We start from the raw sequence: 25,877 nt of genomic DNA on the forward strand, positions 1-25,877 counted from the left end.
GCCTGCCGAGCGAGCGATGCGTTCTGGCATACCCCAGCGCTGATGCCGACCCGACTGGAGCCAACTGTTGCGAATCGCGTACAACTCAAGGCGCTGAGTTGCCGCAAGTCCTGGGCAGCCGGTCCAATTGGGTCAACATCTGGCCCGACGAGTAGGTCTGACCGCCGGAGTGAGTGCATGCCCAAGGACTTCAAAGATCTGATTGAGCTTCAGCATTACGACACGTACCACTACGCCCGCATCGTGGACGCTATCTCGCGTGAACCCATTGCCTATATCAACTCTCTGGCCGAGATCTTGCCGGGCGACAACGTCGAATACTTTTGCGAACCGTTCCGCAAGTTTAGTGCGCTACATAAATTCACGTCCATTATCATTAGTCGTGTTTTCAACGGCCATCTACTCAGCCCGCTAACACTCACGCCAAGTCGTTCACAGGTCTTCGAAGGCGCACCACTCTACGATCATGAAATGCATGTACTTCCTGTAGAAAATGCCTTTGAAGCGCTGAAGTTCCCGTACACGACCTTTGTGGAATTTCGATCCACCCAAGGATGGCCCGCGTTGCGGCCAGGGTTCCAACGCCACCTCCATCACTCGAGACAGTCTGCTTGCGACGGATGCCCAGAGTACGAGAACCTCCCCAATGAGTACGACGAATACTTCGATGACCTACTGCTGACCGGTGCGCTCGAAGAGCTGTGCGATCGTCTCGCTGAGGAAGTCTTCTATGTTCTGTTCGCGAACCGTTCGTTTCTATTCGATTTCAACCAGATGATGGCTGGATACGTTCTCAACCATCATTCATTCAGTGGACCCGAAGAGGTCGACCCGGAAAGCATCTTCACCTGCCGGGAAGAAGGGAATTCCCGCCTGAAACGAACCGGTATCCCTGAGTGGGTCAAGAGAACAGTGGAGTTCCGAGAGCGGGGTCGATGCGCGACCTGCCAGTCAGAATTGGGAAACCTACGCACGCCGATCAGGAGGGCAGAATACGATCACATGGTCCCCCTCGCCGAAGGTGGCCTCAATGACGTCACCAACATCCAACTCCTGTGCCACGTGTGCAACAGCGAGAAGAGTTCTCAGGTCCTCTCTCCTCGTCTGCTGTATGAGCGGTGGTATCCAGCTTGATTCCGCCACTGCGAGTCCTGGCCGGCGTCCGGCTCGTACGGCACGCCCGCGCCGACTTGGCCGCGTTCGAACGCGCGATCGTGCGGCTGCCCGAGGTCACGTACTGCCACCACGTCACCGGCAACTACGACTACGTGCTGCAGATCGAGGTCGCCGACCTCCCGGCGTACGAGGAATTCCACGCCAACCAGCTCGCCGCCCTCCCCGCCGTCGCGACCGTCACCAGCTACGTCACGATGAAGATCCTCACCGCCGAAGGCAGCACATCGAGGCTCTGACGCGTCAATTGAGCGGAGGCCGACAAGTCGTCGGCCGGATTGGGCTCCATGGCCGACGCCGGATTACCCGCGCCGTACCGGTTGGGGTATCTGCCGACGGGACTCGTCCTGGCATCTGTGGCGAGAACCGCCGGCACCTCCGGAGCCAACCGGCGCACAGCGGCCACCGATCACTTCGCCGTTTACCGAACCGAGCGGGACCAGTCAGCCCTGACCATCGCATTCGAGTCGCCCGGACACCGGCCAGGCACCGAGCCGGATGCCCAGGTCAACGGACTGCCCGTCTGGTACGCCGACACCGAGCGACAGCTTTCGGTCATCATCGCCGGTGACGAGTTCCTCCTCGTCATCACAGCGAATGCATGCGGTCCCAGCGCGGAAGAGATACGGAGCATCGCCGATGGACTCGAGTTTCCCGGCTGAGCAACGCTGTCCCGTCTCTACACAACGTCCCTCCCGACGAACCCCTGGTCTGACGGTGGATCCCTAAAGAGCGAGAAGCAAGATGCGGGTGGAATGCGATGCCTAGCACATAAGAGGAATGGCGGACTGACAGACGAGCTCAACCAACTAATCACTCGATTGATGGTATGGGCGCGTCACGTCTGGCGAGCTCGGGTCGCATTGTGGTCCGAGCGATGAGCGGAGGCGGCTCCATCGTCTGAGTCGGTGGCCCAGGCGGCAGACGAGTTCTGCGAACTGCTGAATCGAACACCGTTGCCGCGCGCAAGCATGGACTGACGGCTCGACTGAAGAGAGCAGGTCAGCGCCTCGTCAAACGTGGAGTCACGTACCCGGAATACGAGGGCGCCGCGAACACATCCTACGAGCGCTTGACAGCCTGGATACGTCGCGCCGCCGAGTCGAGTGACGGCCGTGAATCCTGAGATCCGTTGAGTTCCCCAGCGACGGACAGGATCCGGCTGGCCCACGACAACTCCTCGCCGCAGAAACGCTGTCAGTACGACGACAGGTCGCGAAGTGGCTCTCCATCATCGCCCGCGTGCTGGCGCTTGACCTCATCAGCACGACGGCCGCGGATGAGGTCTCGCTGAGAGGACACGACGGCCTGGATCGGATTCTTCACCAGATCGCACCCGGCCAGGCATACATCCGGCCCATAGACCCAGGCTCGCAGATCCTGAAGGACCTGCGATGGCTCATGGACAACGCGACCACAGTCAACGACATCGAGCTCCGCGCCCACCTCATGGACCTCGAAGCTGCACTCCGGCTGGACCCGTCCGATCTACCCAACACCCTCCGAAGACTCGAGGGCCTCGTCCAAGAGGACCCGACTCGGCTCAACTCTTGACCAAGCCACCTGCACTCCCCTCAGCAGACCAACCAACGCGGGCCTTTCCGTGGGATATCTCGCCCTTCCAACTTCAGCAGTCAATGACCACTCGTCACTGGTCGCAGGAGATCAGATGACAGCCACATCCGACCGACCGACACGGTGAACTCAGGTGATGGCCGCCGAGCACCCTCAATGGCCGCAGCTGAGGAATCCGATTCGGGAGCAGAGATGCGGTGGTTGTCGACAGTGAAGTCGCGGCGGCGCACGCGAAGTCGCCCTCGATCGGCAGCAGCAGCAGGAGATCACCGATGACGAGAAGCGCCCGATCGCCGATTGGTCGAGCGAGTCGGCCGGCTCGCGGCGATCTGTGGATCAACGCCGCGATCGCGTCTGAGCTTGACCGCCGATTACCTACAGAATCTGGCGAGCCCGGCCTTTTCGGCGATCTGTTCCGTCAGTAGACGCCGCAACAGCAGTACGCCGCCCAGGTGAGCGGGAACGGAGCATCGGTATCGGGAAGGCCGAAGATGCCCGCTGTGCTTTCGCGCCATTCGGCCAGGAACTCCAGTTGAAGATTCCTGAGCGCAAGCGCAACGCTCGGAGCCGTCCGCATCGCCTCCACGAGGCGTTGATCGAACTTCTCCGTGAACGGCGTGTCCCAAACACTCCAGTTGGTGGCCACAACCTGCCGACCGCCTGCCCACAGGAGGCTGGCTGCAAGCCCGAGCCACTCCCCCGAGCCTGCCCCTCCAGACCCCGACGACGCACATGCTGCGAGGACCGCTCGATCCGGAACTGGCAGGGCCGGCTGACCTTGATCCGTGGCCGCGAAGAAGTTTCGCGCGTAGAGAATGCCGTCGGATAGCGCCAGGCCGTCCTCGATGTCGCCGCCGAGGCCTTCCTGTACCGCATGACCCGAGTAGTAGAACACCGCCGGTACCGAAGGCCGCCCGGCAGCGAGCATCACCGATACACCACTCACGGATGCGGCAGGTCCAGAAAGGGTATGTGCCGCGCCTTCGGGAACGGTGCGGCTGAACGTCAGGTCGCTCCTCGGATCAAGACAGGCGACGACAGATCGTGCTTCCGAGTAGTGCAGCGGATGCTGAGCAACATGCTCTACAAGGACCGCGGGTGGCGCGTACCGAACAACGGCCGCTTCGAGAAGCCTCGCGCGGCGGCCCGGCGCGCTCGGGGCGCGCAGACCGAGCATGGCCGCGGGAATCATCGCGAACAGGTTGCCCGCCATGACCACGGACAAGGGGCCTACCGTGCTCCCGAGTCGCTCGGCGAGGCGCATTTGCAATGTCTCCGGCACGAAGAGGTCGCCGAGCGCCATCGATAGCGCTTCCTCGGACTCGTAGCTGCGACACCACGCACCGATCAAGATCTCGAGCAGATCCGCGTCCGAGTTGTGGTGTGACGATTCCAGAGCCTGCGCCCACACGGCGTGGGACGGTGAGTCTACCGAGACGTCGACAGTTCCGGATTCCCATACCTGTTCGCTGCGCAGTGCCCAGTAGACGACGCCGCTGTTGACCCACACTCCCCACCAGCACGCCCCGGGTCCACCGACCTGATCGATGGCAGACTCCAGTGCGACGGGAGGTCCTGCTGACGATGGCGTGTAGTACGTCGCCAGCCGCGAGCGACCATTCACTGTGACCGGCCGAACTCGATCCAACGCGCTTCTGACCGCAGACCCCGCGTAGCCGGCAAGCGATGCACCCAAGTACTCGGAATGCCCGTCAACCAGCGGCAGCACCTGCAATCGCGCGGCCTCGATGAGCTCCGCGACGAGGTCATTGTGGCCGCCGCGGATTGCCAAGGACAACGCGAGCTCGCGCGCAAGTCCGGCTTCCCGACTGGTCTGCGTGCGCAACATAGATGAACGGGTCGCCAAGGCTAGTTCGTCGTGTCGGGCTACAGCGAGGAGAGCTTCGTCGAGTGCCGCCTCATCCTTCCGCGCTGCTGCGAGAGCAAACGCCATAATGGAGTGCGCTCGAGCAATCCCCTGCAACCCGCCTTCGCCTTCCGCAGCCTCCACGGTCTGGCGGGCAGCTAGTTCTGCCCAGCGTGGCATCGGCACCGACTGCCAGTACATGTCGGTGAATGCACCCAGCACGTGTAGGCGCTCGGCGAGATGCAGTGATCTCACGCTGGATTCGTACGTGAAGTGGAGCAGATCGTGCAGCTCCTGAGGGTCGATCGCCGGCGTCTCAAGGTTCAGCAGCTCGACCGTCAGTCCGACACTCAGCTCGAATCGCACCCCCATGTCACGGGCATGCAGTCGCAGGTCTTGCCGCAGGCGGTCGATGTCATCCTGCAGCTCAGCCCCAGACCGTTCGCTTCCCAGCGAAAGGCCGCCGATGAACCGTTCGAGGTCGGCGACGTAGGTCCCGCCGTACGGTCGGAGGAGCTCCAAAGCCCGATGAGCGTAGTCCAGCGCAGGAGCCTTGAAGTTGTTGTCGTTCATTACCACCGACAAGTCGGCGAGACATCTGCCGAGAGCACGCTTTGACGATTCGTCCGCACTCAGTAGCTCCTCGGCCTTCGCGTAGAAGCCGAGGCCCTCCTCGAGGTTTCCGGTCGCCAGTTTGATCTCAGCCGCCAACTGGTACGACGTACCGAGATCACGCCGGAGGCGCGGAGAATCGGGGAGCGTCCCCAGCTGCTCCTGACCACGCACCAGGCGTTCCCAGCATTGGTCGTACCGGTTGCGGTCGCGATCCTTGACCGCGTTGTAGAACAGCCAGTACGCCCGGAGGCGTCGAGAGGTCTCGCCGAAGCTCATGAGTGCGGTTCCTCGTCCGGCTGAGCAAATTGCGCCGCTAGTTCCTTCGTTGCAGCTGCGATCGCTGCCTCAGATCCGCCCTTGATGGTGATCTGAATCTTCGTCGAATCCGGCCTCGTGACCTCGATTGTGACTCCTCGCCGACCGTCGGCCGGCTCCTCGGGTTCGCCCTGTCGCCTCAGGCGACGGACAAGCTCACCGAGCGAATCGACCGACGTGATGATCGCGACCGTGTTCGCGACTGCCCCCAGCGCGGTCACTATCAGCATTGCAGCTTCTGGACCATTACGCGTTCCTGGTGAACGTACGGCCAGCTTGGCCGCAATCAATTCCTCGGCCGCGAACTCAGGCACCTGCAACAGGACAACAGCCATCAACCCACCCCACAGAGCCCATCGGTACAACTGGCCAGGCCGTTACAACTCATTGGCCGCGCCTTACTACTTCCAGAGCTGCAACGATGGGGCGCGAGACGATCCCTCGTCCCGCGGCTTCGGCGAGGTTGCAGGCGTGCATGCGATGGCCCCCCTCCGACGGAGCCCGCGAACTGCACGAGCACAGAACCTTGATTGGTCGCCGAATATCCGCGCTCCGGTCCGGAGTGCCAGTTGCTGCCTCAGCACAAACTCACCCGTCCAGCCCGTGTAAGCAGACAATATCTGGCAATCATCCATCCCCCACAACGGTTGGCGCGACGATGGACATAGTCCGCGAGGCGTGTCACGAACTATGCACTGCTCCCCCGTGACGCGGCCTAGGTCCTGACGCTGATAAGGAGATGGTTGGGCAGAGCCAACCACCAGGTAGCTGCTGCGCGGGGGTCGAGCGTGGTGCGCGGGTCGGAGCGGAGCTGTTCGAGTGCTTCACGACGGCCGATGGTCGCGGCGCTGTAGATCAGACTGCGTAGGATCTCGACATCGTCCTCGCGGTCGGGGTTCGCGGTCAGGATGCTCAGCCGTTGGTTGATCGCACCATGCCACCACTCGGTCGGGGTGCCGGTGCCGAGGTGAGCGAGTGCGGACGCGGCAACGCGCTTGGTTTCGGTTGGTATGCCACCGGCTAACACGATCCGCTCGGCCAGGCGGAGCTCTGGTTCGCCCCCGATGAAGCCGAGGGCCATGAGAATCGTCGTGCTCCAGCGCGTCGAACCGGTCAAGGTGTTGGGCAGCACGAGCTCCGCACGTAGAGCGGCCGCCAGCGACGTTCGGCAGGGAGTGGCCGAGATTGTGAAGGCGGCGGCCAGCTGACTGTCCTGGAGAGGATGGAACAGGAGGCAGTGGACGAGTTCGGTCAGTTCCTCGGCGTCGCCGACGTCGGGGTCGGTGAGCTGAGTGAGCGTTCGGAGGACCACCCGATCGGTTACTTCCGCTGCGGATCTTCAGGTGGAGGAAGTGGATCCGGCAGCAGCGGTTTGTGTGTGCCATCAGAGAGTCTGCGCAGGATCCGGGTCGACCGAGAGTCCAGCTCGTCACCGGATCCGGACAGTGGCCGGAGCGCGTCCATCGCTCGTACTCGCTGTGCTGCCTGCAGTCGCCCACGCCATACCGCTTCTGCGAGGCCGGTGATCGCCCCGTCGAGTGCACGATCGTTGGTGGGGTTGTGGACTTGACCGACCATGGCCCTGATCGAGTCGTGGTGATCGCTGCTGCCCAGCGCGGCAACCGTCGACGCCATCGCCTGATGGTGGCGAAGAGCCGCAGCCGACGCGCAGGCGTCGATCGTCGGGGCACCGCCGGCTGGATGGTTGACCAGTCTGGCGAACGCCTCGTAGCGCTGAGCCCAGGCGATGCCATCGGCGGCCAGCAGCTCGAGCAGTAGGCGCTGGGCCGTCGCTTCCCACATCGTCATCGGCGGCATGGTTGCGGGCCAACGCATCAAGATATGGGTCAGCTCATCCCACTCGCTTCCAGACACGACGGCGTCGGTCGTTGTCCGATCAAGCAGTTCGCCGACGCGGCGGCTGTCGTCCGGTAACTGCTGCAGATCGCTTCCGGAGACCAGCGCGCGGGGTTGAGGCGTAAGGCTCCCGATAAAGTCCGACACTGTGGTCAGGCGACCGGTCTGCAGCCCCAGCAGTTGCTCGTACCGTACGAGCGCCTCCCGTGGAACCGGCAGGTGCCCGGTCTCCCATCGCTGAATCGTCGAGACGTGAACAGGACTGGTGTGCTCACCGTCCGGCCACGCCCGGGCAAGCGACGTCCGGCTCCTGAATCGTCGATCGGGGTCCAGTCGGCGGCAGGTGCGGAGCGTCCATGCCAGCCAGTGCCGAATCCGCATACCTCAACGACAGCAGCTCCCGATGCTGACCGCAACGCGACAGCCGCCCCCGGCGCGCCCGATCAGTCACGGTTACATGGCCTGGACGACGTTGTCATCTGTCATGTCGCCGCAATGGCGCCGGCTGTCAGAAGCGGTCGAGCTCGTACAGTTTCCGGCCGGACGAGTCGAAAACCGTAACGTGGTCGGTCGTGTCGAAGCGGAGTTGGTAGGTGGCGCTGTTCATGCTCTGGGTCACCCGGAGGGTGTAGAGACCGTTGCTGTCCGGCTTCTCCGAGAGGGCGCAGGTCATCGGCCCGCCGATGTCGAGCGGCTTGCCCTGGTTGTAGAAGACGCCGTCGCACTGTCCGTCAGAGCTGAAGGACTTGGCGCCGGTGCCGTCGGAAGCCGTCCAGTTTCCTACTACCGTGCTCGCGTCGGCCTTGGGAGGGCCACCGAGGGTTGACCAGAGTCCCCAGGCCGCGAGCACAAGGGCCACCACCGCCAGCACCGCGTAGAAGGGGTTTTGCCGGATCTTGTTGATGATCTTCTGACTCTGGTCGACCTTGACGCCGCCATGGATCGTGTTCGCGTTGCCCATGGAGACACCGATGTTCCGCGATGCAGGAGCAGAGTGCTCGAGCGACGGCATCGCGGCCTGGAGCGCGGCTCTAAACTGCGGGTCGGCCGCCGCCGCGGTCGCAAGACTCTGCGCTGCGGCGGCGCGAATCTCGCTCGTCGCCGCGCCGGTTGTGCGCGCCTCAGCAGTGAGCCGCTGGATCGCCGGATCGAGACCCAACTTGGGCTCCACCACGTTCCAGATCCGTTCGCCGGCCGCGTCCAGCGCGTTGTCGGTCAAACCGTCGACGATCTTCAGCACTCGGCGGGCTTTACCGGCTGCCCAAGCGACGACGAAGCCAACCACTACGTCAATTCCAACTCCATTTCAGCGCGTCAAGAGTGGGCGAAGCAGTCAGCGACAACTCTCCCCCGGGTCACCGTAGGGGTCTCGGTCGCTCGGAGACCGGGAGTTGTGCGCGGCCGACCCGGTTGCGCACAACCGGTATCAGTCCGGAGCGAAGGCAGGTCTTGAGTGGTGAGGTCATGCCCGCTCGACCCGATCACCGACCGGAAGGTTCCCGCATGATTCGCAAGACCATGACCGCCGTTGGCCTGGGGGCGTTGTGCGCGCTCCTGGCTGCCTGCGGCTCCCGCTCGGACGACCAGTCGGCGACTCCCGGAGGGGTCCCGGGCACATACAGCGCGCCTACCGTGTCCACGCCGACGCCGGCCACCGCCACGCCTTCGTCGCTATCCTGCCCGGGTGCCACGCAGGATGCCGACGGCAAGTTCGTGTGCCCGACCGAGACGACCGCGGCCGAACAGCCCTACGGAACCGCGACGGTCACGCTGACCAGCAAACAGGGCTACAAGGCCCGGATCGACGTGAAGGTGAGCGCGCCGGAGAAGGTCACGGACCTGGTGAGCATCGGGGACTCCGCGAACCCCTGTAACAACATCATCGGGGAGACCAACTCACACAGCGTGGGCTACACCGTCCACGTCGAGACCATCACCACCGACATCACCGGCAACGGCTTCGACTGGGACATCGATGTCCCCTTCACGAACCCCGGAGTCAACGCGATCGCCTACGACCCGCTGCACAGCGCGGTCGAGCAACCTATCCGGGGACGCGTGTTGTGCTCGTCCAACGCACTGAACGGCGTCCCGGCGAAATTCGGACCGAACGACTGGACCCTGGCCGTGTGGGACACAGCGACGCCCACGCACAAGGTCGACGCGGCGGCGGTCCGGAACGCGGCGCTGTGGATGGCTCAGATCGGCATCCAGGGCGCCGACTGTGTCCCAGAGCTTCAAGGCGGCGGTAGCCACAAGACCAGCCTGAGCCCGAAGGCCCGTTGGAACCTGATGAACGCCTGCAAATTCGGCCTTGTCGGGGTCGAACCGAACCTGGACTGAACGCGGCGATTCCGACCGACACTCGTAGCCCGCCGTACTGTCGCTCGCAGGCCGAAGTTAAAGGGCCTGGCCGGCCGACGGGATTGTGCAGATGAAGGGTCTGACAAATTGGCCGGAGTGCCGCATCTCGCAGCCGATGGATTGACAGCCTAAGCTCTGTCCTAACGGGCCTGTCTGAGCCAGCGCCACGCGTCGAGTTGGCTACCTGGTCAGCCTGACCTGCCTCGACGGGAGGTCGGTTCATTGACAGCGCCATGGCATACGAGCGTCTTGCGCCAGCTGACAGACGGGCGCGCCCTCCGTCTCCAACGCGTCCGCCAGAAGGTTAGGCCCGCACTACCTTAAGAGAGCGAGGATGCAGGCCGACTTGGCGAACTGCGTCCCGAGAGAGGCCTCAGCCACGCGCCTGCGGGACGGCGGTGCCGCGACTCTAGGTGCCCTCGCCGATGCAACTACGACAACACCCACCCTGATCCACCACTTCAAACCCTCAATAAGTCGACGGGTCCGTGACGGAACTGTCGGCGACCAGGCGCACAATCGAACTCATGAGCTTCACAGGTGGGTCATGGTCGGACAAGTTCGGATTGCGCATGCCACCTGGAGCGCGCGTAGCCGGGCGCCAGGGCGAAACCTTCAGTCTCAGCGTCGAAATCCCCACCGACAATGACGGCTTTCTCGGACAGCAGTGCCCCAGTTGCCGTGCGCTGTTCCGGCTCGATGCCGACGACTACGAAGCGCTCCCCGATGACATCGAGCTCTGGTGCGCTTACTGCGGAGGCCGCGGTGACACCGGCGACTTCCTCACCGAGCAGCAGATGGATCGGATACAGAGCGCCGTGGGCGACCTAGGCGAGCAGATCATCGGTAACGCCCTCGACGAGATATTCGGTGGGATCGCCCGGAAGTCACGCTCGCGTCCTCGACCTGGATTCGGGATCGAGGTCACCTACAAGTCCACGCCGTTCTCGCCTAAGGCACTGCCAGGTATCGACGAAGAGGCCCTGGTCCGGGTCCGCAACTGCATTCGGTGCTCTCTTCGCTATGCCGTCTTCGGCGAGCATCGCTTCTGCCCCTCCTGCGGTCCGCTGCCCTCCTCTGTCGTGGCATTCGACGCCCTCGCCGCCGAGACAGCACGTCTCGACGCATTTGCTGCGCTCCCTCTGGCCGTCGCCGCCGTTCTCCGAGAACAAGGTGTGTTCGACCGCCTCTGGGTCGACACCTTGGAGAACCTCGTCGGCATAGTCGAAGTCCTCGCCGGCAACCTCTTCAAGGATGCGGTGCCGGAGGCCGCGCTGAAACTTGGGAAGAAGGGAAACATCTTCCAACGCCTCGACGACATGGCAACGCTTTTCGTGTCAGAAGGCTACGAGGACCTACGTGCGGCGGTTGGCGATCTGGCTTGGAGCAGACTCGTCGATGTCTGGGCCATTCGGCATCTCTTCACCCACAACGACGGCATCGTCGACGCCAAATACGTCGCCAAGGTTCCACACTCGACGGCCCAGCTCGGACAGCGCCTGACAGTGACAGAGGCCCTCTGCCGACAGGCTATCGCCGACACTGGGGTTCTCTGCCGTGCCCTCTCGTCACTGACGGACAACCCCTAGAACCGCGTGAACCTTAGTGGCCGCCGGGACGCTCGGAGGTGACGCAGACAGTACGCGGACCAGTGCTCCAGTCGGCCAAGTGATCGGTTGCCGACCGCGGTCACGGCTCTTGCCGGTCTGCTCGCGATGCTCAGCATCGTCATTGCGCCGCTCCCGCCGCCTCGTCTCCGGCTTCAGGCGTCGCGGGAGTAGACCGCGCGATCAGGTCGTCGGCGCCGATCACTCGCAGCACCGGCATGACTTCCCCGGGTCGGCCCTGTGCAGCAGCGCGTCGAGGTGATCTGGACCGCGGTGACCGTCGTCTCGACGGCCAGCAACTCGATCAGCGCGCGCCGATCGAAGAACATCGCCGCCCCAAGGAATGTCCAACGCGCTCACGCCGCGCTCGGGTCACTTCCGGCAGCACACCAGCCCATATGGGTCGGACACGCAGCCAACGGTGAGGGCCACGGGCGACATCTGAGAATTGGCAGCTACGGAGTGCGCCCAAGCGAATCGAAGTCAAGTTCGAGGCGTGTGGTTAAGGTGCGTGTCCCGCCTCGGACACGCACCTTATCCACACGGTCGGCCATCGGGTCGACCTCAACGTCGAGAATCTGCTCGACGTGGTGGTACGTCAGCGACAGCCGCAGCGATGCATACAACTCGCTCATCACCTCCGGCCGAAAAGGGCGAGAGGATCATCCGGCGTGTGGTGGTCCAGTCGAGGGAGCTGGATCGCCGGCCAGTTCCTTTACTGGACCAGGCAGACTGGAGCCGAAGTGGAATGAGTGCTGGGCTCTCGCTCTGCGGTGGTCCACCCAGCCCGGAGGACGGCGAGGGACCTGGCTTCCGTACCCATACCGGGTGGCCGAGCGCTGCCTCCGGCATGGGACGGTGCCGCGATCAGTCCGGATTGTTGGCGTAGATGAGTCCGAGCTGGCTGCGGTCGGAGGTGTCTGTCGTGTGCCCGTCTCTCATCATCGAGGTGGAGTACGGCTGGCTGTGCGACAGTCCGAAGGTGTGCCCGACCTCGTGAGCGAACGTGTCCGTCCACTCCGCCCCATTACGGCACGACGAGTAGTACCGGGTTGAGCCGTCCGCCAGCTTCGTGTCCGGCTGCAGGTTGACGATGACCGCCGCCTGCACGATGTACCCGTTGTCGTAAGTCGTCGGAGAACCCGCACACATGTTGTCGTCGGCCTGGTAGGCGGTGATCGGCACGTATTGGGACCGTGCGAAACCAGCGGCTGCACACTGCCCCAGTGCGGATCGGACGGCGACCTGGATTCCGTTCACCTGGTACATGGCAGCGACCGCGGCGAGTGGTGCGTTCGGGATGTTCGACTCCAGGCACACGGACTTTTGCGCGAACTGGTAACCCTGGTACCACTCGCCCGACGGCTCTGCCGCCTGCGCCGGCACAGCGCCGAACATGGTTGCGCCGAGCGCGATGACCGCAGCGACAACGGGCATTGCGGCTTTCTTGATGAAGCCGGACGCCGGTGCGGCGGCTGGGCGACGCCGCAGAGGGCGCGCGGGCAGGGCAAAGTGATCGGACATACGAAGCTCCCCGATGGTCGGTCGGGTGCCGGTTTCGCCTTTAACTCCCCGCCAGGCCGTGTACGGCGACCAATCCCGGCGGATCAACGTTCACCCCAACGGTCACATTATGTGTCCGTTAGACCCACTATGACCCAAAATGGTCACAATGGGTAGTACTTGAGCGTTTGATCTTTTTGAGTCGACCCCGGCCGGCGCGCGCCGAGCTGGTGCGAATCGGGCACCGGCTGATCGCGGCACACACCCCAAAATGGTGACGGCTCGCGCCCGACAACCCCGACAAGGTCGTCGAGCACCACCCAGGCTCGGCAAGCGGGCACGCGCCTGAGCCCCGGCTCGCGTCGCGAACACCGTCCACAACGCAGACCCAACGGGTAGCACTCTGATTGCAGCCGAGCCGGCGGATCGTCCCACTGCCAACCGTCGCGACTCGCCAAGCGGCCAGTCAACGCGGCGCTACCGACGAGGCATTGCCTGGTTGACATCGATTTCACGACGGCCCGAAGCGTTCACGGAAGCACGCGAGCGACAGCATCGCGTCGGAGCCGCGCAGGCCGAAGTCGATGACGACGAAGTTCGATTTGTCGTAGACGAGTTGAACAGCGTTGGCGAGCATCGCCTTGAGGCGCGCGCGGGGCACCCGCGCATGTGTGCCTGCATGGGCGCGGCGAACTTGGCGATGAGCTCCGCGACGGGGTCCTCGTCGTTCATGGCTGACGGTACTGCGATCTCCAGTCGGTGGAGATACTGGCGCCATGGACAATACCCAGATGGCGACGGCATTCTCTTCGCATCGGTTCGAGGAGACGTTCGATCGGATCGCGCCGAACGCCCGTTGGACAGCAGTAGGTCAGGGTGTTTTCGACGGTCGCGAGGCAATTATCGCGGCGTGCCGCAGCACGGCGGAGATGCTCTCCGGTACCTCTACCGAGTTCACCCGGTTTCTGGTCGTGGCAGGTACTGACGCGGTCGCGATCGACGTCATCGCCCACTACGACGGCGCCGGCGACGACAAGTCCGTCGTCTCGTCCTGTGACATCTACGAGTTCAACGACGACCTGATCGTGGCCATAACGTCGTACGCCGCCGAGATCTCCTAGCCAGCCGGTCTTTCTCGCCCGTCGCACCGAGCTGGCCGGAGCAATGCCCGCCGACGAGAGCAACGGACGATCGCAGCATCGGCGTCGGTCGGGCACCAGCCAGATCCGCGGAACTCGCCGCGGGCAGCTTTATTGGCCGATGTGCGCTTGGTGATCGCGTCGGAGTTGTTGCCGCAGTCGATTCGTTCATAGGTGGGTACTGGTGACTTCTGTGATGTGAAGCCGATCGGGGCCGGCGGCGGCTGGATCGGCGCGACGGGGAGGACATGATGGAAGAAGCTGACGTGATCGTGGTCGGGGCCGGGCTGGCGGGTCTGTCCGCGACGATTCACCTGCAAGCTGCCGGGCTCCACGTCGTACTGCTCGAGCAGAGCGATGAGGTCGGCGGGCGGGTCCGGACCGACGAGGTCGACGGCTTTCTCCTCGACCGTGGATTCCAGGTGCTGCTGCCCGCGTATCCGGAGCTGCGTCGGCTGCTGGATCTCGATCGGCTCGACCTTCGGAGCTTCGCCACCGGGGTACTTGCCCAAGGCCCCGATCAGCGGTGGGACCTCGGCCTGCCGGGTCGTCAGGCCGGCGGACTGCGCTCCGCGATCCGGTTCGCCGCGGGACGTCCGCTGGACGCACTCGGCGTGGGAGCGTTCTCGTTGCGGGACGTACTCGGTCCCGCCGGCCGCCTCCGGCAGGCCCCCACAACCAGCACCAAGCGGGAACTGGCCCGCTGGCGAATCTCCGACCGAACCGTCGAGGAGATCTTCCGTCCGTTCCTGGCCGGTGTCTTTCTGGATCCGGAGCTCGACACCAGCTCGCGGATGTTCCATCTGGTCTGGCGGTGCTTCCTTCGCGGTGGTGCCGCCGTACCGGCGAACGGGATGCGGCAGTTGCCGCGGGAACTGGCCGGCCTCGTCGCCGACGGAGCGCTCCGGCCGGCGACGAGCGTTCAGTCGGTGAGCAAGGGTGGCGTGAAGACGGCCGACGGCACGGTCGCGGCACGAGCTGTCGTCATCGCCACCGACGGCACCGCGGCTTCGAGTCTCCTCCCCCACATCGTTGAGCCATCGTGGCGATCGGTCACGACCTGGTACTTCGCCGCCCCCGAGTCCCCGCTCGCGCGACCCGTTCTGCTGCTCGACGGCGCGTCCGGACTGCTGCTCAACACCGTCGTCATGAGCGACGTCGCCCCGTCGTACGCCCCAGCGGGCCGCTCGCTGATCAGCGCGTCCGTTCCGGATTGCGAGCACACCGCTGACGACGTACGGCGTCGTCTGGAACAGCTCTACGAGACATCGACGAGCGACTGGGAACTTATCGCGGAGTACCGGATCCCGCACGCCCTGCCGCGGATGAGCAGCGACCACCTGTTCACAACCCCCGCCAAGGTAGGACCTGGACTGTATCTGTGCGGTGACTATCGCGACACCAGTTCGATCCAAGGCGCGCTGGTCTCCGGCCGCCGAGTGGCCCAGACGGTCGCCCGCGACCTCCGGCGAGGTGAGCGCGATGGCTGACGGAGGCGTCGGGTGACTGTCGTGTAACGCCATCGACGGCTACTCGTTGTAGCTCGGTCCGAGTAACAGGGGCCGACAGGAAGTTGATTCATGCGCCGCGGTCGTGCCGAGCGTCTGGTTGCCCAGTGGTACGACGCGTTGGTGAATGTCGCCTTTCTGGCCACGCCGGTCGTGCTCGGGCGGCATCGCCGGGTGCTGATGGCGCACGCTGTCGTCCAGGATCTCGAGGGCGATTCGCCCGCCGCGCTGTTCAGTGCGGCAATCAAGGAAGCGCTGGTGGCTCGGGACGCGCCACGATGGATGCGGATCCGCGGACTGCGGTTCTTCCCGGTCAGCGACTCGGTGCAGCCGCTGCAGGCCGAGGTCGAGCTGTACCGGTTCGAGCCCGAGGTGCGCGCCGCGTGGATGCTGCTGCACCGGTCCGGCCTGGACGACGCCGAGCTGATCGACGTACTGCGGGGCGCCGCTGTCGGAGCCCCGGACGATGTCCTGGCCGTCGCCCGGAGGATCCCGGTGCCGGCCGACCAGATCTTCGACCCCTGTGCGGTGAAGCTGGCTCCGGAGTGGAACCGTCGCCAGCAGCCGCGGCTTGTCGTACCGGCGGTGCTAATAGTGCTTGCTCTGATCACAGCCGTTCTGGTCTGGCAGCTCGGTCGTGACGGCAGCACCAAGCATCAGGCGACGAGTACGGATGTCTCCGACGAGGTCACGTTCACCGCGGCGGCCGCGCCGGACCTGTGGCGCCGTACCTCCAAGCTGGACTTCAGTGCGTGGCCGGCCCGCGGCGACCTCCTGCAGGATCGAGGGCTGCAGCGGCGGATGTGGCGCTACTGGCAGAACCAGGCGGGCATTGCTGCCTCGACGGGTACGTCGATGGTCCCACCAACGACCCCGCCATCAATCCTGTACGCCGGTACCGTCGACGGCTCCGAGATCGTGGTCACGTACGACGGTCAGCGGATCGGGCGCTACACCGAGGCCAACGGTCGTGCCGGCTTGCGGCTGGATCGAGTCGACTCGGCCGATCTGATGACCTCCGCAGCGCTCGTCGTCAGCCGCGGTCCACAAGGCCGGCGCTACCTGCTGGCGCCGTGGATCGCGAGCTCGGCGGTGCGCGATCTCGTCGTACCCGATGGGGTTTCTCGTGCGCTCACCACTGTCAACGGACTGACCGCCCCGGTTGCCGCCGGCGCGGCCGGGTGCCGCAGCCGCATCGTGATCGAGCTTCGCAGCTCGCCCGCAGTCGCCGAGAAGCATGCGTTCGTACTGGCTGATCTGGACGACCTGATGCCGACGCACCTGACCTACATGCCGGCTCCGCACGGCGAGCCGATCGCCCGGCCGCCTCGTGAAGTGCTGACCGCGGAGGCCCGCAACTCGTGGGCCCTGCACGCCTGCGGTCTAGATGCCTGGCGCAACCAATCGGCCAGGCTGATCAACAACTGGACCTTCGCCGAGCAGTCGCTCCCCACCGGCGGCACCGCACGTTGGGTCTGCCTTCGCCTCGACCCCTGGGCCGGCGGCGGTCAGGCCACGATCCGGCTCGAGACGCCGAACCGCGCGGCTCAGCCTGTCGCCGCGGCAACAAACACCAGTGCTTGCAGCCGCTTCTCGCAGAACGTCGTGGCCGCCACCCTCTGGCGATCCCCGACTCAGGCCCCATACCTCCTGGCCGCGGGCAGTCGGCGCATCTCCCACATCACCATCCGGGAGAGTCGCGGCACCCGCACGTACGGCGCCCAGGTAGCGGTCGCGTTCACCCACGGGGCCGGAGTGGCGAGTGTCGTCGGCAAGGAGACGACCGGAAAGGACGTCCCCGGCATGATCAACCGGTCACTGACCCGATCCGCCCGCTGACCAAGGCCGAGGACGAGACCGGCGCATGAGACGATGCCTCGCAGTCCGGCCCCTGGGCGCGTCCGCGGAAGCGGACTAGGCCCGGGCGAATGTGTGAGGAGTGCAGATGACGACAGTTGGCGTGCTGGGCACGGGACAAGTGGGCTTGACATTGGCCGGGCGGCTCGCCGCCTTGGGCTACACGGTCACCGTGGGCGCAAGAACATCGGACTCGGCCAGTCTGCATCCCGCCGCGGAACTACCGGGCGTCCGAACCGGCTCCTTCGCGGACGCCGCGCGCGCCGCCGACCTGATCATCAACGCCACGAACGGAATGCACTCGCAGGCCGCCCTCGGCTTGGCCGGCGAAGAAGCACTCGCAGACAAGACCATCCTTGATGTCTCCAACGCCCTCGAGCCAGTCGAAGGCGGCTTCCCCCGGCCGATCGCCACCACGGACGACTCCGTGGGCCAACGCCTACAAGCGGCCTTCCCCCGATCGCGGGTCGTCAAATCCCTGTGCACGATGAACTGCAAGGTGATGGCCGACCCATCCCTCGTACCTGGCGACCACGTCGTGTTCCTCAGCGGCGACGACCAGACCGCCAAGTCAGAAGTCCAGGACCTCCTGGCCGCCATGGGCTGGCGCCCAGTACAAATGATCGACCTGGGCGGCATCGACACCGCAGCCGGACAAGAACTCCTGATGTCCATCTGGATGCGCGTCACCATCGCCCGCGGCCCCGACGCCCCACGCTTCAACTGGGCCATCAACGCCCCCGACCGCCCCTGACAACCGAGCGAGCTCGCACCAAGGCGTTAGAGGCGCCAGATCAGGAGATCGGCGCTCCTCGCGAATTCTGTTCCGATGCCCAATGGCATCGTGCCGCAAGTCATCGACTACGGCGTACGAACGGCTGCGTCCCGACGCCGTGACCCACGAAGCAGAGGAGACGTAGAGGACATGCCGGAGATACTTGCGCTGGAGCACGCCACTCTCATCGACGGGACCGGGGGTGATCCGGTGCCTGACGCAACGGTTCTCGTGGTCGATGGCCTGATCAGTGCCGCCGGGCCGGGGTCGTCGGTGCAGGTGCCGGCCACTGCCCAGGTGCGCGACTATTTAGGCAGCTATCTCATCCCTGGTCTCATGGATGCGAACGTCCATCTCGTCTCGGCTCGTACCCCGGACACGCTGCTGGAGTTCGAAGGCCGTTACGAGGAACTGGCGTTCGAGGCCGCCGAAATGGCCCTGAAGTACGGTCTGACAACGGTGTTCGACACCTGGGGTCCGGCCGCGTCGTTGGTCGCGGCGCGAGAGGCGATCGACAGCGGTCGGCGGGTCGGGGCCCGGTTCTTCTGCGCCGGCAACATCCTCGGCCTCAACGGCCCGATGTCCGAGGACTTCTTCAAGACCGGTCTCACCTTCGAGCCCGCGACCAAGCAGCGCATCAACGATCTCTGGGAGGTCGGTTGCGGCACCGACCTGATTTCGCTGACCGTCGACGAGATCGGTGCGGCGGTTGTCGCCTACCTACGCGCGACCGGCGTCGACTTCGTCAAGTACGCCGCCTCCGACCACCGGACGGAGGGCTTTCTGCTCTTCTCCGAGAGTGCCCAGCGGAGGATCGTCGAGTCCGCGCATGCCGAAGGCCGGTTGGTCCAGGCACACACGACCTCGATCGAGTCCCTGCGCATGGAGGTCGAGGCCGGCGCCGATCTGCTCCAGCACCCCGACATCACCGGCGGGCATCCGATCCCTGAACCGCTCATGCACGAGATTGTCGCCAGGCAGTTGCCCTGCATGGCGATGTTCCTCACCGAGCGGCACCTGGCCTGGCTCGCCGACGCGAAGCCCGACATGGGAGCCCGACGAGCCGTCAGCGACCAGAACGACCGCGCGTTCATCGCCAACGGCGCCCGGATCCTGCTCACGACCGACGCGTTCGCCTACGGGCAACGCGTGAAGAATCACCCGGGCTTCCGTCCCGGCGTCCTTGAAGATTCCGTGCCCGACATGCCCACTCAGATCGGATCTGCTCACTTCCTGTGGATCCAGGCCGCTTGGGAGCGCGGTATGGATCCGATGGAGATCTTGCGCTCCGCGACCGCTTATGTTGCACAGGCATACGGCAAGGGCGACCACTACGGCACCGTGACTCCCGGCAAGGCCGCCGACCTCGTCGTACTCGACGGTGATCCTCTGGCGGCTCCAGAGAACTACCGCAAGATCCGCGACGTCATCAAGGACGGCACCATCATCGACCGCGCCACCCTCGCCACCAACCGCCTCCTCGCCGACGACCCCGGCGAACCTGAGTAGTCCGACGAACGCCGAACGGCCCCTCGCCGCCGGCTCACCGAGAACGAGCGGCCAGGCCCGGATCGTCCACCCGAGCAAGCTTCGTCAACGCTCGTTTGGCCAGTTCCGTGAGCCGTGCGTGGACCTCGTCGCTGATCAATCAGGTGCCCGTCAGCTGCCAGGTGTATGCGCCTTTACCATCATTGGCGACGTCGTAGACGATCTTCCCGTCCACGCTGACACCGGACGTGTTCGCGGCGTCCCAACTGCAGCTGTGGAGCAAGGAGCCGCCGTCGGATCCGTTGATGTCCGGGTAGGCCGTGTTGGAGCACTTGTTGACGTCGTTCTTCTGCACCCAGACCACGGAGTAGAAGTAATTGAACCGATTCCCGAAGGCCGTGCCACCAACCGACGAACCCCAGTTTACGATGGACACCCCCTGGTAGAACCCGGTCTCGTCGTACAGGCACAGGTTGACCACCAGGTTCACGTCCGGCTTCCCCGGCAGCGCGATCGTCTTGCTGTTCGACACCGAATCGGATTCGTTGCCATGGCATCCCTCCATCGCCTGGGCAGGCGTAGCCAGCACCAGCGAGGCGCTCGTCACCACGACCAATGCCGCGCAGGCGGCTGACAAACGGCGGATCGTACTCATACCTCACCTTTCCTCAGGCCGGAATCACCCGGCGGGAGGAATTTATGGGGTGCGCACCGGCCATCGAATCCGTCGGACGACCAGTTATCAGGCAGAGCAGCGGGATCAGTCCGAAGGCGCTCGAGCGCGATCGCCAGACTGGTCGTTTGGCGGATGAGGGTGGGTGTTGGGCGTGCTTAGCATCTGCGCATGGGCGAATCCTGCGGGCTCAAGCATGCGGTTGTGACTGGTACGTCGACCGGAATCGGGCGCGCGACCGCGCTCCGGCTCGTCGGTGACGGCTACCACGTGTTCGCGACCGTCCGTCGTCCACAGGACGGTGAGGCCCTCCTACGAGCTGCCGCGCCGGGGCGGCTCGACGCGCTGATCATGGACGTTCTCGCCGAGGGCGAGGTGGACGCGATGGCACGGGAGGTTGCGGCCCACGTCGGCGCCGACGGCCTCGACGTACTCGTCAACAACGCCGGGATCGGCCTGTTCGAGCCGCTCGAACTGGTTGCGACCGACACCTTTCGCCGATCACTCGACGTCAATGTCACCGGGCCCGTAATCGTCACCCGGGCGCTCCTGCCGTTGCTCCGGCGCGCTGGCGGCAGGATCGTCATGATCGGTTCGATCGGCGGCCGGATCACCATTCCCTTCGCGGGCCCGGTCGCCGCCGCCAAGCGGGCGCTGCTGTCGCTGACCGAGGCCTTTCGCCTCGAACTCGCGCCGTGGGACATCAAGGTCGTGCTGATCGAGCCGGCCAGCATCCACACCGAGGCCGTCGGCAAGCTCGAGACCGACGCTGCCAAGTCCCTCGAGGCGTTCGGCCCGGGCGGCCGCGCGCTGTACGGCGAGGCGTTCCTGAAGGTGACGAGTCGAGGCCTCGATCAGGAACGAGGCGGCAGCCCTCCCGATCTGGTCGCGGCGGCCGTCGCCCGCGCGATCACCACCCCAAGACCGCGGGCGCGCTACTTGGTCGGCAAGGACTCACGCCGGCTCGCCCTGATCGCCAAGCTGCCACCGGCCGTCCTCGACCGGGTGCGACGCCGGATCTTCGGCCTGCCCGCGCGAGGCTCGATGACCCACTGACCCGCCCGGGTCCTGGCTCTTCATTGCCCAAGGCAATCTGCGGTCTCGATACATCAACAGCCACCAACAACGGAGCCAGGAGGTCAGGCCGGTGTCCATCGAACAGGTCAGCGCGGTTCGCCTGATCGGTGCCGAGAGTGCCACGCTGCAGGACGAGATCGTCCCCATCCGATGGGACGAGATCTACTGTGAGCATTCGATCATGGTGCGCCGTCTCGCCTATCGGCTGACAGGAAATCGTCACGACGCGGAGGACCTGACGCAGGACGTGTTTCTGCGGGTCTTCCGTTATCTCCACACCTACACGCCCGGCAACTTCGAGGGCTGGCTGTACCGCATCACCCTGAACCTGTTTCGCGACCGGCTCCGATCGATGTATCGGACCAGATTCGAAGCATTGCCCGCGGAGACCTGGGACAAGCTGGCAAGCCCCGACCCGTCGCCGGCCGAGATCTTCGACAACCGCACCCTCGACGACGACCTGCGGACAGCGCTCAACGCCCTCCCGCCACACCTGCGTGACCCCGTCGTTCTGCGCGATATCAAAGACCTGACCTACCTGCAGATCGCCGCGATCCTGAACATCAAGCTCGGTACCGTGCAAAGCCGAATCCATCGCGGCCGAGCCGGCCTACGCAGCGTCTTGGGCGCCACTCCCCTCGAAGCTCAACTGGACGGCCCGCGCGAAGAGCCTCATCTGGCGGATTCACCCTGACCAGGATGTCATCGGATGGACGACATAGGAGTTGTCATCCATTCGATGACATGTTAGAAAAGTACTGCGTGTTGACACCCGATGATGTCGATTCTCAGGAGGTGGAGCATGTTGATGCGCACTGACCCGTTCCGGGAGTTCGACCGGCTGGCCCAGTTGATGAGCGGCAACGCGACGCCGGGGACCTGGTCGAAGCCGAACCCGATGCCGATGGACGCCTACCGCTCCGGTGACGAGTACGTGGTCGCGTTCGACCTTCCCGGTGTATCGGCCGAGGCGATCGATCTCGACGTCGAGCGGAACGTGTTGACGGTGAAAGCCGAACGCCGCCCAGCGCCGGTCGGCGACGGGGTGGAGATGCAGGTCGCGGAACGACCGCTCGGGGTGTTCTCACGGCAGTTGTTCCTCGGAGACATGCTCGACGCGGAACGGATCGAAGCGGCGTACGACAACGGCGTACTGACGTTGAGGATCCCCGTGGCCCAGCAGGCCAAGCCTCGCAAGATCTCGATCAACCCGACCGGTTCCGAGGCGAAACAGCTCGACACCTGACCGTCGCCGTACTGCCTGCGGCCACCACCGATGCGAGGTGCCATGACCGGAACCGATCCCGCCCATCAGGCCGATGAGGCCGGGGCGGCGCTCGCCTTCGTCACCGACGTATTGACCCGGTTGGACGAGCCGGAATCAGGTGGTGTCCTGGAAGCGCTGACCCGGTTGCGGATGCTGCGGGACCGGTTGAACCAGTGGGAGCCCCAGCTGATCGACGCCGCACGCGCCGAAGGCGTCAGCTGGGTGCAACTGGCACCCGCACTCGGGGTGGCCAGCAGGCAGGCGGCCGAGCGCAGATACCTGCGGATCAAGCCCAACGGCGCCGACCCCTCCATGAACGGCGAGCAACGGGTCGAGGCCGCGCGGGCCAAGCGCGCCAGCGACCGCGCGGTCACGACCTGGGCGCACGACAACGCCGCCGACCTGCGCCTGCTGGCCGGTCAAGTCGTCGCCGCCGGCGGGTCGGACCGGGCCGCGCAGGTCAGCGTCGGCCGGGTGCATGACGCGTTGAGCAGCAACGACTCCGCGGCCCTGCTCGAACCACTCGCCGATGCCGGGCCACAACTCAGCCACGACCATCCTGGCCTGGCTGAACGCATCTCCGCGGTCGGTGACCAGACCGACGCAGTACGCCAAGCCCGGCAGCAGCGGCCGCCCGGGGGTGGGACGTCAAGAACTCGAGAAATTCAGGAGGGAACGCAATGAAGCTGTTGTTCGAACTCCGGCCGGTCGACCACCTCGACGCGAGCGTCGACTACTACCGCAGCATCGGCCTGGAAGCAGTGGCATGGCCGGACGATGACACGGCGCTCCTGGCCCCGGTGGGCGGCGAGGCGACCATCGTGCTGGTCCGGGATCCGGCCGAAGGAGCACTCGGGTCCGGTGGCGTGTACGACGTCGGTGACGTCGACGCGTTCTTCGAGGCCCACGGCGACCTGGACTGGCTGGTCGCGCCGGCACCCAGCCCGCTCGGCCGGTACGCCGTCTTCGCCGACCGCACCGGAGCCTGTATCCGGCTCCTCAACCCCGCACCCCACCTCAGCGGTTCAGCCGGTCACCCGTCCGACCTGTACGCCGTCGCCAGCTGAATCAAGCCGCTAACGCTTGATCTGACCTGCTACCTCAGGTGGAGCGGTCGGCGAGTCGGTCACGGAGCCGGTCGACCAGCCCCACACCGGGTCCGACCAGCTTGTGGAACAACTCACTGTTCGGGGCCGACGGATGTGGCCGGGTCGGTGCGACCTTCTTCGCCAACTCGACTCTCTCGGCCAGGCTGGTCAGCTCGTGTTGCGGCAGGTGCGCGCGAAGCTGCGGGAACTGGTCGCTCTCCTCGTCGCGCACGTGATCGGCCAGCACGTTCTGGATCTGGGAGATCAGATCGAGGAACTCCGCTTGTCCGGCCTCGGCGCCCTCGAGCTGCTTCATCAGAGTCTCCAGCTCCTTGTGCTCCTCGACGTCGTGCTTCACCGCGCTGTCACCGTCGGGCAGATGCTCGCGCATCGCGGGATAGACGAACATCTCCTCGGCGACCGCATGCCGGACCAGCTCAGCGATCAACTGGTCAGCCAGATCACGCTGACGGTCGCTGCTCCGGCCGGCGAGGATCTCGGTGATCAGTCCCTCGACCTCGCGGTGGTCGGCGGTCAGGACGTCGACGACATCGCGGCCATCGGTATCTGTGGCATTCACGACAGGTTCTCCTCACAGGGGATCAAATGCCTGCCGGTACCCGGCAGCAATCGGCCGGCGGGCCTTGCGGTACCGCGGAGCCCGCATCAGGTGCATGCTCTGGAGCGTGGAGTCCATCGACAGTGCCGCTGACAAGACCGAACTGTCAGAGATCAGCGGTACTGAGCGCGCCGTCTACGGGTCAGTGACGTCGCTCGAGGTGCAGGTGTTTCTCGACGAGTGGGTGACGGACCTGCTAGGTAGCTCCATCGCGCGGGTTCGCTTTCGCGCGGGGCGGATCGACGTTGTCTGGGCCGTCGAACTCGCGGACGGTCGTGCCGTCGTGATCAAGACACATCGGCCACCGGTTGACCTCGACGCCATCCGGCTCGTCAACGACGCGCAGCGTCTGCTGGTGAAAGCGAACTTCCCTTGCACCGTTCCGCTGGCGGGACCCGACGAGATCGAGGGCCGCGTCCTGACGGCTGAGACGCTGGCCGACGGCAAGACGCCCAACGGTCGTGATCCAGCCGGCCGGATGATGCTGGCCGACGGACTGGCCCAACACATCGAGATCCTGCGTCGCCGGCCTGACCTGGTGCGAAAGGCGGGTCCCGGGCCGTCGTGGTGCCAGTACCAGGCAGGGCCCTGGCCCGTCCCCCACGATCCCATCGTCGACTTCCGGACAACGCAGAGTGGTTCCGAGTGGCTCGACACCTTCGCACAACGGGCGGCGTACCAGATCCTGGCTCATCGCGACGCCGGCAACGTCGTCGTGGGTCACGCCGACTGGTACGCCGGTAACACGACGACGATCGGGAATGTGCTGACCGGGACGTTCGACTGGGAGCTCGTCGCTGACACCGAGGCCGTCATCGCGGGTTTCGCCGCGGCCTCCTATGCCGCCAGCTCAACGGGCGGCGGCGGCTTGTCGACTCCCGAGGAGGTGGCGATGTTCATGCGCGACTACGACACCGCTCGCGCCAAGCCGCTCACCGATCAGGAGCAGCGAACCGCCGCCGGCGCGGCCGCCTGGATCCTGTCCTTCAACGCCCGTTGGCAGATCGGCCTCACCGCGCACGGCCTCTGCGACGAAGCAACCGTCGCACTGGTCAGAACCCGCGGAGACGACTACTTGACCCTCACCTGGTGACGGCCCGCTCGTGAACCCAACCGCCGGCGCGGCCGTCATCGCGCTGGATGGATCAGAAAAGGGATAGGGGGTACTGGCATCCAATGGATGTAGCGCCATTTCTCGAAACGATGCAGAGGCTGTCGAAGTCTCTGACGCCTGGCGACCTCGATCACACGCTTAGCCGTATCACCCAGGCCGCGGTCGAAGTCCTGCCGAGTGTCGACTTCGCCAGCATTACCGTCCTGCACGCCGACGGCCGCCTGGAGACCTCTGCGCCCACCGACAAGCTGCTGTGGAACCTCGACGCTGCCCAGTACGAGTTGCGGGAGGGACCCTGCTACGCCCCTGGATCGCTGACCCACATCCAGATCGGAACATTGACGATGCCTTCATGGGTGGCACTTTGGACATACGGCGACAATCCCAGCTGCGGAG

General features: G+C 65.1%; 28 protein-coding genes and 1 pseudogene. 18 read left to right on the plus strand and 11 right to left on the minus strand.

Annotated features, from left to right (window positions below; translation table 11 throughout):
• The first annotated feature begins 177 nt into the window (after positions 1-177).
• The 4 genes from AB0L70_RS06915 (at position 178) to AB0L70_RS06930 (ending at position 2,727) form a co-directional block, all read left to right on the plus strand.
• Positions 178-1,134 carry an HNH endonuclease signature motif containing protein gene (locus tag AB0L70_RS06915; RefSeq protein ID WP_363680850.1) on the plus strand — a complete coding sequence of 319 codons (957 nt, stop codon included), beginning with the start codon at positions 178-180 and terminating at the stop codon, positions 1,132-1,134.
• Positions 1,131-1,412, plus strand: coding sequence for an Lrp/AsnC ligand binding domain-containing protein (locus tag AB0L70_RS06920; protein WP_363680852.1), 282 nt, complete (start codon positions 1,131-1,133; stop codon positions 1,410-1,412). Before AB0L70_RS06915 ends, AB0L70_RS06920 begins: the two co-directional genes overlap by 4 nt.
• Before the next feature lie 48 nt (positions 1,413-1,460).
• Positions 1,461-1,835 carry a hypothetical protein gene (locus AB0L70_RS06925; RefSeq protein ID WP_363680854.1) on the plus strand — a complete coding sequence of 125 codons (375 nt, stop codon included), beginning with the start codon at positions 1,461-1,463 and terminating at the stop codon, positions 1,833-1,835.
• A 580-nt stretch (positions 1,836-2,415) separates the two neighbouring features.
• Positions 2,416-2,727, plus strand: coding sequence for a hypothetical protein (locus AB0L70_RS06930; RefSeq protein WP_363680856.1), 312 nt, complete (start codon positions 2,416-2,418; stop codon positions 2,725-2,727).
• Between the two features lie 439 nt (positions 2,728-3,166).
• On the opposite strand, the gene AB0L70_RS06935 is transcribed toward AB0L70_RS06930, so the two are convergent.
• The 5 genes from AB0L70_RS06935 to AB0L70_RS06955 all read right to left on the minus strand — a co-directional run bounded on the left by AB0L70_RS06935 (position 3,167) and on the right by AB0L70_RS06955 (position 8,642).
• Positions 3,167-5,506: a CHAT domain-containing protein gene (locus AB0L70_RS06935; protein WP_363680858.1), complete on the minus strand. Its 2,340-nt coding sequence runs from the start codon at positions 5,504-5,506 to the stop codon at positions 3,167-3,169.
• Positions 5,503-5,880, minus strand: coding sequence for a hypothetical protein (locus tag AB0L70_RS06940; protein WP_363680860.1), 378 nt, complete (start codon positions 5,878-5,880; stop codon positions 5,503-5,505). The genes AB0L70_RS06935 and AB0L70_RS06940 overlap by 4 nt, the downstream gene beginning before the upstream one ends.
• Positions 5,881-6,260: 380 nt before the next feature.
• Positions 6,261-6,857 (minus strand): hypothetical protein, encoded by a 597-nt coding sequence (locus AB0L70_RS06945; protein ID WP_363680862.1) that lies wholly within the window; start codon positions 6,855-6,857, stop codon positions 6,261-6,263.
• Between the two features lie 8 nt (positions 6,858-6,865).
• Positions 6,866-7,354 carry a hypothetical protein gene (locus AB0L70_RS06950; RefSeq protein WP_363680864.1) on the minus strand — a complete coding sequence of 163 codons (489 nt, stop codon included), beginning with the start codon at positions 7,352-7,354 and terminating at the stop codon, positions 6,866-6,868.
• A 556-nt stretch (positions 7,355-7,910) separates the two neighbouring features.
• Positions 7,911-8,642: a hypothetical protein gene (locus AB0L70_RS06955; RefSeq protein ID WP_363680866.1), complete on the minus strand. Its 732-nt coding sequence runs from the start codon at positions 8,640-8,642 to the stop codon at positions 7,911-7,913.
• Between the two features lie 263 nt (positions 8,643-8,905).
• Between AB0L70_RS06955 and AB0L70_RS06960 the strand changes: the two genes are divergently transcribed.
• On the plus strand, positions 8,906-9,745 hold the full coding sequence (locus AB0L70_RS06960) for a hypothetical protein (protein ID WP_363680868.1): 840 nt from the start codon (positions 8,906-8,908) through the stop codon (positions 9,743-9,745).
• A 548-nt stretch (positions 9,746-10,293) separates the two neighbouring features.
• Positions 10,294-11,355 carry a hypothetical protein gene (locus tag AB0L70_RS06965; protein WP_363680870.1) on the plus strand — a complete coding sequence of 354 codons (1,062 nt, stop codon included), beginning with the start codon at positions 10,294-10,296 and terminating at the stop codon, positions 11,353-11,355.
• Between the two features lie 173 nt (positions 11,356-11,528).
• Here AB0L70_RS06965 and AB0L70_RS06970 read toward each other — a convergent pair whose 3' ends face one another.
• The 4 genes from AB0L70_RS06970 to AB0L70_RS06985 form a co-directional block, all read right to left on the minus strand.
• Positions 11,529-11,702 carry a hypothetical protein gene (locus AB0L70_RS06970; RefSeq protein WP_363680872.1) on the minus strand — a complete coding sequence of 58 codons (174 nt, stop codon included), beginning with the start codon at positions 11,700-11,702 and terminating at the stop codon, positions 11,529-11,531.
• 126 nt (positions 11,703-11,828) lie between these two features.
• Positions 11,829-12,008 carry a hypothetical protein gene (locus AB0L70_RS06975; RefSeq protein ID WP_363680874.1) on the minus strand — a complete coding sequence of 60 codons (180 nt, stop codon included), beginning with the start codon at positions 12,006-12,008 and terminating at the stop codon, positions 11,829-11,831.
• A gap of 232 nt (positions 12,009-12,240) precedes the next feature.
• Entirely contained in the window at positions 12,241-12,897 is a 657-nt protein-coding gene (locus AB0L70_RS06980) for a M12 family metallo-peptidase (protein ID WP_363680876.1), read from the minus strand.
• Between the two features lie 490 nt (positions 12,898-13,387).
• Positions 13,388-13,537: a hypothetical protein gene (locus AB0L70_RS06985; protein ID WP_363680878.1), complete on the minus strand. Its 150-nt coding sequence runs from the start codon at positions 13,535-13,537 to the stop codon at positions 13,388-13,390.
• 130 nt (positions 13,538-13,667) lie between these two features.
• Between AB0L70_RS06985 and AB0L70_RS06990 the strand changes: the two genes are divergently transcribed.
• From AB0L70_RS06990 to AB0L70_RS07010, 5 genes are all read left to right on the plus strand, one after another.
• Positions 13,668-13,997 (plus strand): nuclear transport factor 2 family protein, encoded by a 330-nt coding sequence (locus AB0L70_RS06990; protein ID WP_363680880.1) that lies wholly within the window; start codon positions 13,668-13,670, stop codon positions 13,995-13,997.
• 269 nt (positions 13,998-14,266) lie between these two features.
• Positions 14,267-15,505, plus strand: a complete 1,239-nt coding sequence (locus tag AB0L70_RS06995) for an NAD(P)/FAD-dependent oxidoreductase (protein WP_363680882.1) — start codon at positions 14,267-14,269, stop codon at positions 15,503-15,505.
• 90 nt (positions 15,506-15,595) lie between these two features.
• On the plus strand, positions 15,596-17,362 hold the full coding sequence (locus tag AB0L70_RS07000; RefSeq protein ID WP_363680884.1) for a hypothetical protein: 1,767 nt from the start codon (positions 15,596-15,598) through the stop codon (positions 17,360-17,362).
• A 106-nt stretch (positions 17,363-17,468) separates the two neighbouring features.
• The gene (locus AB0L70_RS07005; protein ID WP_363680886.1) at positions 17,469-18,134 is read left to right on the plus strand and encodes an NAD(P)-binding domain-containing protein; all 666 of its coding nucleotides are present in this window, start codon (positions 17,469-17,471) and stop codon (positions 18,132-18,134) included.
• 171 nt (positions 18,135-18,305) lie between these two features.
• The gene (locus AB0L70_RS07010) at positions 18,306-19,664 is read left to right on the plus strand and encodes an amidohydrolase family protein (RefSeq protein WP_363680888.1); all 1,359 of its coding nucleotides are present in this window, start codon (positions 18,306-18,308) and stop codon (positions 19,662-19,664) included.
• 139 nt (positions 19,665-19,803) lie between these two features.
• Here AB0L70_RS07010 and AB0L70_RS07015 read toward each other — a convergent pair whose 3' ends face one another.
• Entirely contained in the window at positions 19,804-20,298 is a 495-nt protein-coding gene (locus AB0L70_RS07015) for a hypothetical protein (RefSeq protein ID WP_363680890.1), read from the minus strand.
• Between the two features lie 189 nt (positions 20,299-20,487).
• Here AB0L70_RS07015 and AB0L70_RS07020 point away from each other — a divergent pair, with 189 nt between their 5' ends.
• The 5 genes from AB0L70_RS07020 to AB0L70_RS07040 all read left to right on the plus strand — a co-directional run bounded on the left by AB0L70_RS07020 (position 20,488) and on the right by AB0L70_RS07040 (position 23,727).
• Positions 20,488-21,372 (plus strand): SDR family oxidoreductase, encoded by an 885-nt coding sequence (locus AB0L70_RS07020; RefSeq protein ID WP_363680892.1) that lies wholly within the window; start codon positions 20,488-20,490, stop codon positions 21,370-21,372.
• Between the two features lie 91 nt (positions 21,373-21,463).
• Positions 21,464-22,087, plus strand: a complete 624-nt coding sequence (locus tag AB0L70_RS07025) for a sigma-70 family RNA polymerase sigma factor (protein WP_363680894.1) — start codon at positions 21,464-21,466, stop codon at positions 22,085-22,087.
• Between the two features lie 108 nt (positions 22,088-22,195).
• Positions 22,196-22,639, plus strand: coding sequence for an Hsp20/alpha crystallin family protein (locus AB0L70_RS07030; protein WP_363680896.1), 444 nt, complete (start codon positions 22,196-22,198; stop codon positions 22,637-22,639).
• Positions 22,640-22,681: 42 nt separating this feature from the next.
• Positions 22,682-23,344, plus strand: a complete 663-nt coding sequence (locus tag AB0L70_RS07035; RefSeq protein WP_363680898.1) for a hypothetical protein — start codon at positions 22,682-22,684, stop codon at positions 23,342-23,344.
• Positions 23,341-23,727 (plus strand): hypothetical protein, encoded by a 387-nt coding sequence (locus AB0L70_RS07040; RefSeq protein ID WP_363680900.1) that lies wholly within the window; start codon positions 23,341-23,343, stop codon positions 23,725-23,727. The genes AB0L70_RS07035 and AB0L70_RS07040 overlap by 4 nt, the downstream gene beginning before the upstream one ends.
• Positions 23,728-23,761: 34 nt before the next feature.
• Here AB0L70_RS07040 and AB0L70_RS07045 read toward each other — a convergent pair whose 3' ends face one another.
• The gene (locus tag AB0L70_RS07045) at positions 23,762-24,328 is read right to left on the minus strand and encodes a hemerythrin domain-containing protein (protein ID WP_363680902.1); all 567 of its coding nucleotides are present in this window, start codon (positions 24,326-24,328) and stop codon (positions 23,762-23,764) included.
• Positions 24,329-24,434: 106 nt separating this feature from the next.
• Between AB0L70_RS07045 and AB0L70_RS07050 the strand changes: the two genes are divergently transcribed.
• Together AB0L70_RS07050 and AB0L70_RS07055 are read left to right on the plus strand one after the other, a co-directional pair.
• The gene (locus AB0L70_RS07050) at positions 24,435-25,460 is read left to right on the plus strand and encodes a hypothetical protein (RefSeq protein WP_363680904.1); all 1,026 of its coding nucleotides are present in this window, start codon (positions 24,435-24,437) and stop codon (positions 25,458-25,460) included.
• 83 nt (positions 25,461-25,543) lie between these two features.
• Positions 25,544-25,877: pseudogene (locus AB0L70_RS07055) on the plus strand (hypothetical protein); the annotation flags it as partial.

Source organism: Kribbella sp. NPDC051952 (assembly GCF_040680855.1).
Lineage (GTDB): Bacteria > Actinomycetota > Actinomycetes > Propionibacteriales > Kribbellaceae > Kribbella.

What these genes read in the sequence shown, in the direction of transcription:
- AB0L70_RS06965 (WP_363680870.1), top strand. Translation starts at nt 10,294, where the DNA reads ATGAGCTTCACAGGTGGGTCATGGTCGGACAAGTTCGGATTGCGCATG.
- AB0L70_RS07010 (WP_363680888.1), top strand. Translation starts at nt 18,306, where the DNA reads ATGCCGGAGATACTTGCGCTGGAGCACGCCACTCTCATCGACGGGACC.
- AB0L70_RS06990 (WP_363680880.1), top strand. Translation starts at nt 13,668, where the DNA reads ATGGCGACGGCATTCTCTTCGCATCGGTTCGAGGAGACGTTCGATCGG.
- AB0L70_RS07030 (WP_363680896.1), top strand. Translation starts at nt 22,196, where the DNA reads ATGTTGATGCGCACTGACCCGTTCCGGGAGTTCGACCGGCTGGCCCAG.
- AB0L70_RS07015 (WP_363680890.1), bottom strand. Translation starts at nt 20,298, where the DNA reads ATGAGTACGATCCGCCGTTTGTCAGCCGCCTGCGCGGCATTGGTCGTG.
- AB0L70_RS06970 (WP_363680872.1), bottom strand. Translation starts at nt 11,702, where the DNA reads ATGTTCTTCGATCGGCGCGCGCTGATCGAGTTGCTGGCCGTCGAGACG.
- AB0L70_RS06975 (WP_363680874.1), bottom strand. Translation starts at nt 12,008, where the DNA reads ATGAGCGAGTTGTATGCATCGCTGCGGCTGTCGCTGACGTACCACCAC.
- AB0L70_RS06940 (WP_363680860.1), bottom strand. Translation starts at nt 5,880, where the DNA reads ATGGCTGTTGTCCTGTTGCAGGTGCCTGAGTTCGCGGCCGAGGAATTG.
- AB0L70_RS06980 (WP_363680876.1), bottom strand. Translation starts at nt 12,897, where the DNA reads ATGTCCGATCACTTTGCCCTGCCCGCGCGCCCTCTGCGGCGTCGCCCA.
- AB0L70_RS06925 (WP_363680854.1), top strand. Translation starts at nt 1,461, where the DNA reads ATGGCCGACGCCGGATTACCCGCGCCGTACCGGTTGGGGTATCTGCCG.
- AB0L70_RS07020 (WP_363680892.1), top strand. Translation starts at nt 20,488, where the DNA reads ATGGGCGAATCCTGCGGGCTCAAGCATGCGGTTGTGACTGGTACGTCG.
- AB0L70_RS06935 (WP_363680858.1), bottom strand. Translation starts at nt 5,506, where the DNA reads ATGAGCTTCGGCGAGACCTCTCGACGCCTCCGGGCGTACTGGCTGTTC.
- AB0L70_RS06950 (WP_363680864.1), bottom strand. Translation starts at nt 7,354, where the DNA reads ATGACGATGTGGGAAGCGACGGCCCAGCGCCTACTGCTCGAGCTGCTG.
- AB0L70_RS07000 (WP_363680884.1), top strand. Translation starts at nt 15,596, where the DNA reads ATGCGCCGCGGTCGTGCCGAGCGTCTGGTTGCCCAGTGGTACGACGCG.
- AB0L70_RS06995 (WP_363680882.1), top strand. Translation starts at nt 14,267, where the DNA reads ATGGAAGAAGCTGACGTGATCGTGGTCGGGGCCGGGCTGGCGGGTCTG.
- AB0L70_RS07035 (WP_363680898.1), top strand. Translation starts at nt 22,682, where the DNA reads ATGACCGGAACCGATCCCGCCCATCAGGCCGATGAGGCCGGGGCGGCG.
- AB0L70_RS06915 (WP_363680850.1), top strand. Translation starts at nt 178, where the DNA reads ATGCCCAAGGACTTCAAAGATCTGATTGAGCTTCAGCATTACGACACG.
- AB0L70_RS07005 (WP_363680886.1), top strand. Translation starts at nt 17,469, where the DNA reads ATGACGACAGTTGGCGTGCTGGGCACGGGACAAGTGGGCTTGACATTG.
- AB0L70_RS07040 (WP_363680900.1), top strand. Translation starts at nt 23,341, where the DNA reads ATGAAGCTGTTGTTCGAACTCCGGCCGGTCGACCACCTCGACGCGAGC.
- AB0L70_RS06960 (WP_363680868.1), top strand. Translation starts at nt 8,906, where the DNA reads ATGATTCGCAAGACCATGACCGCCGTTGGCCTGGGGGCGTTGTGCGCG.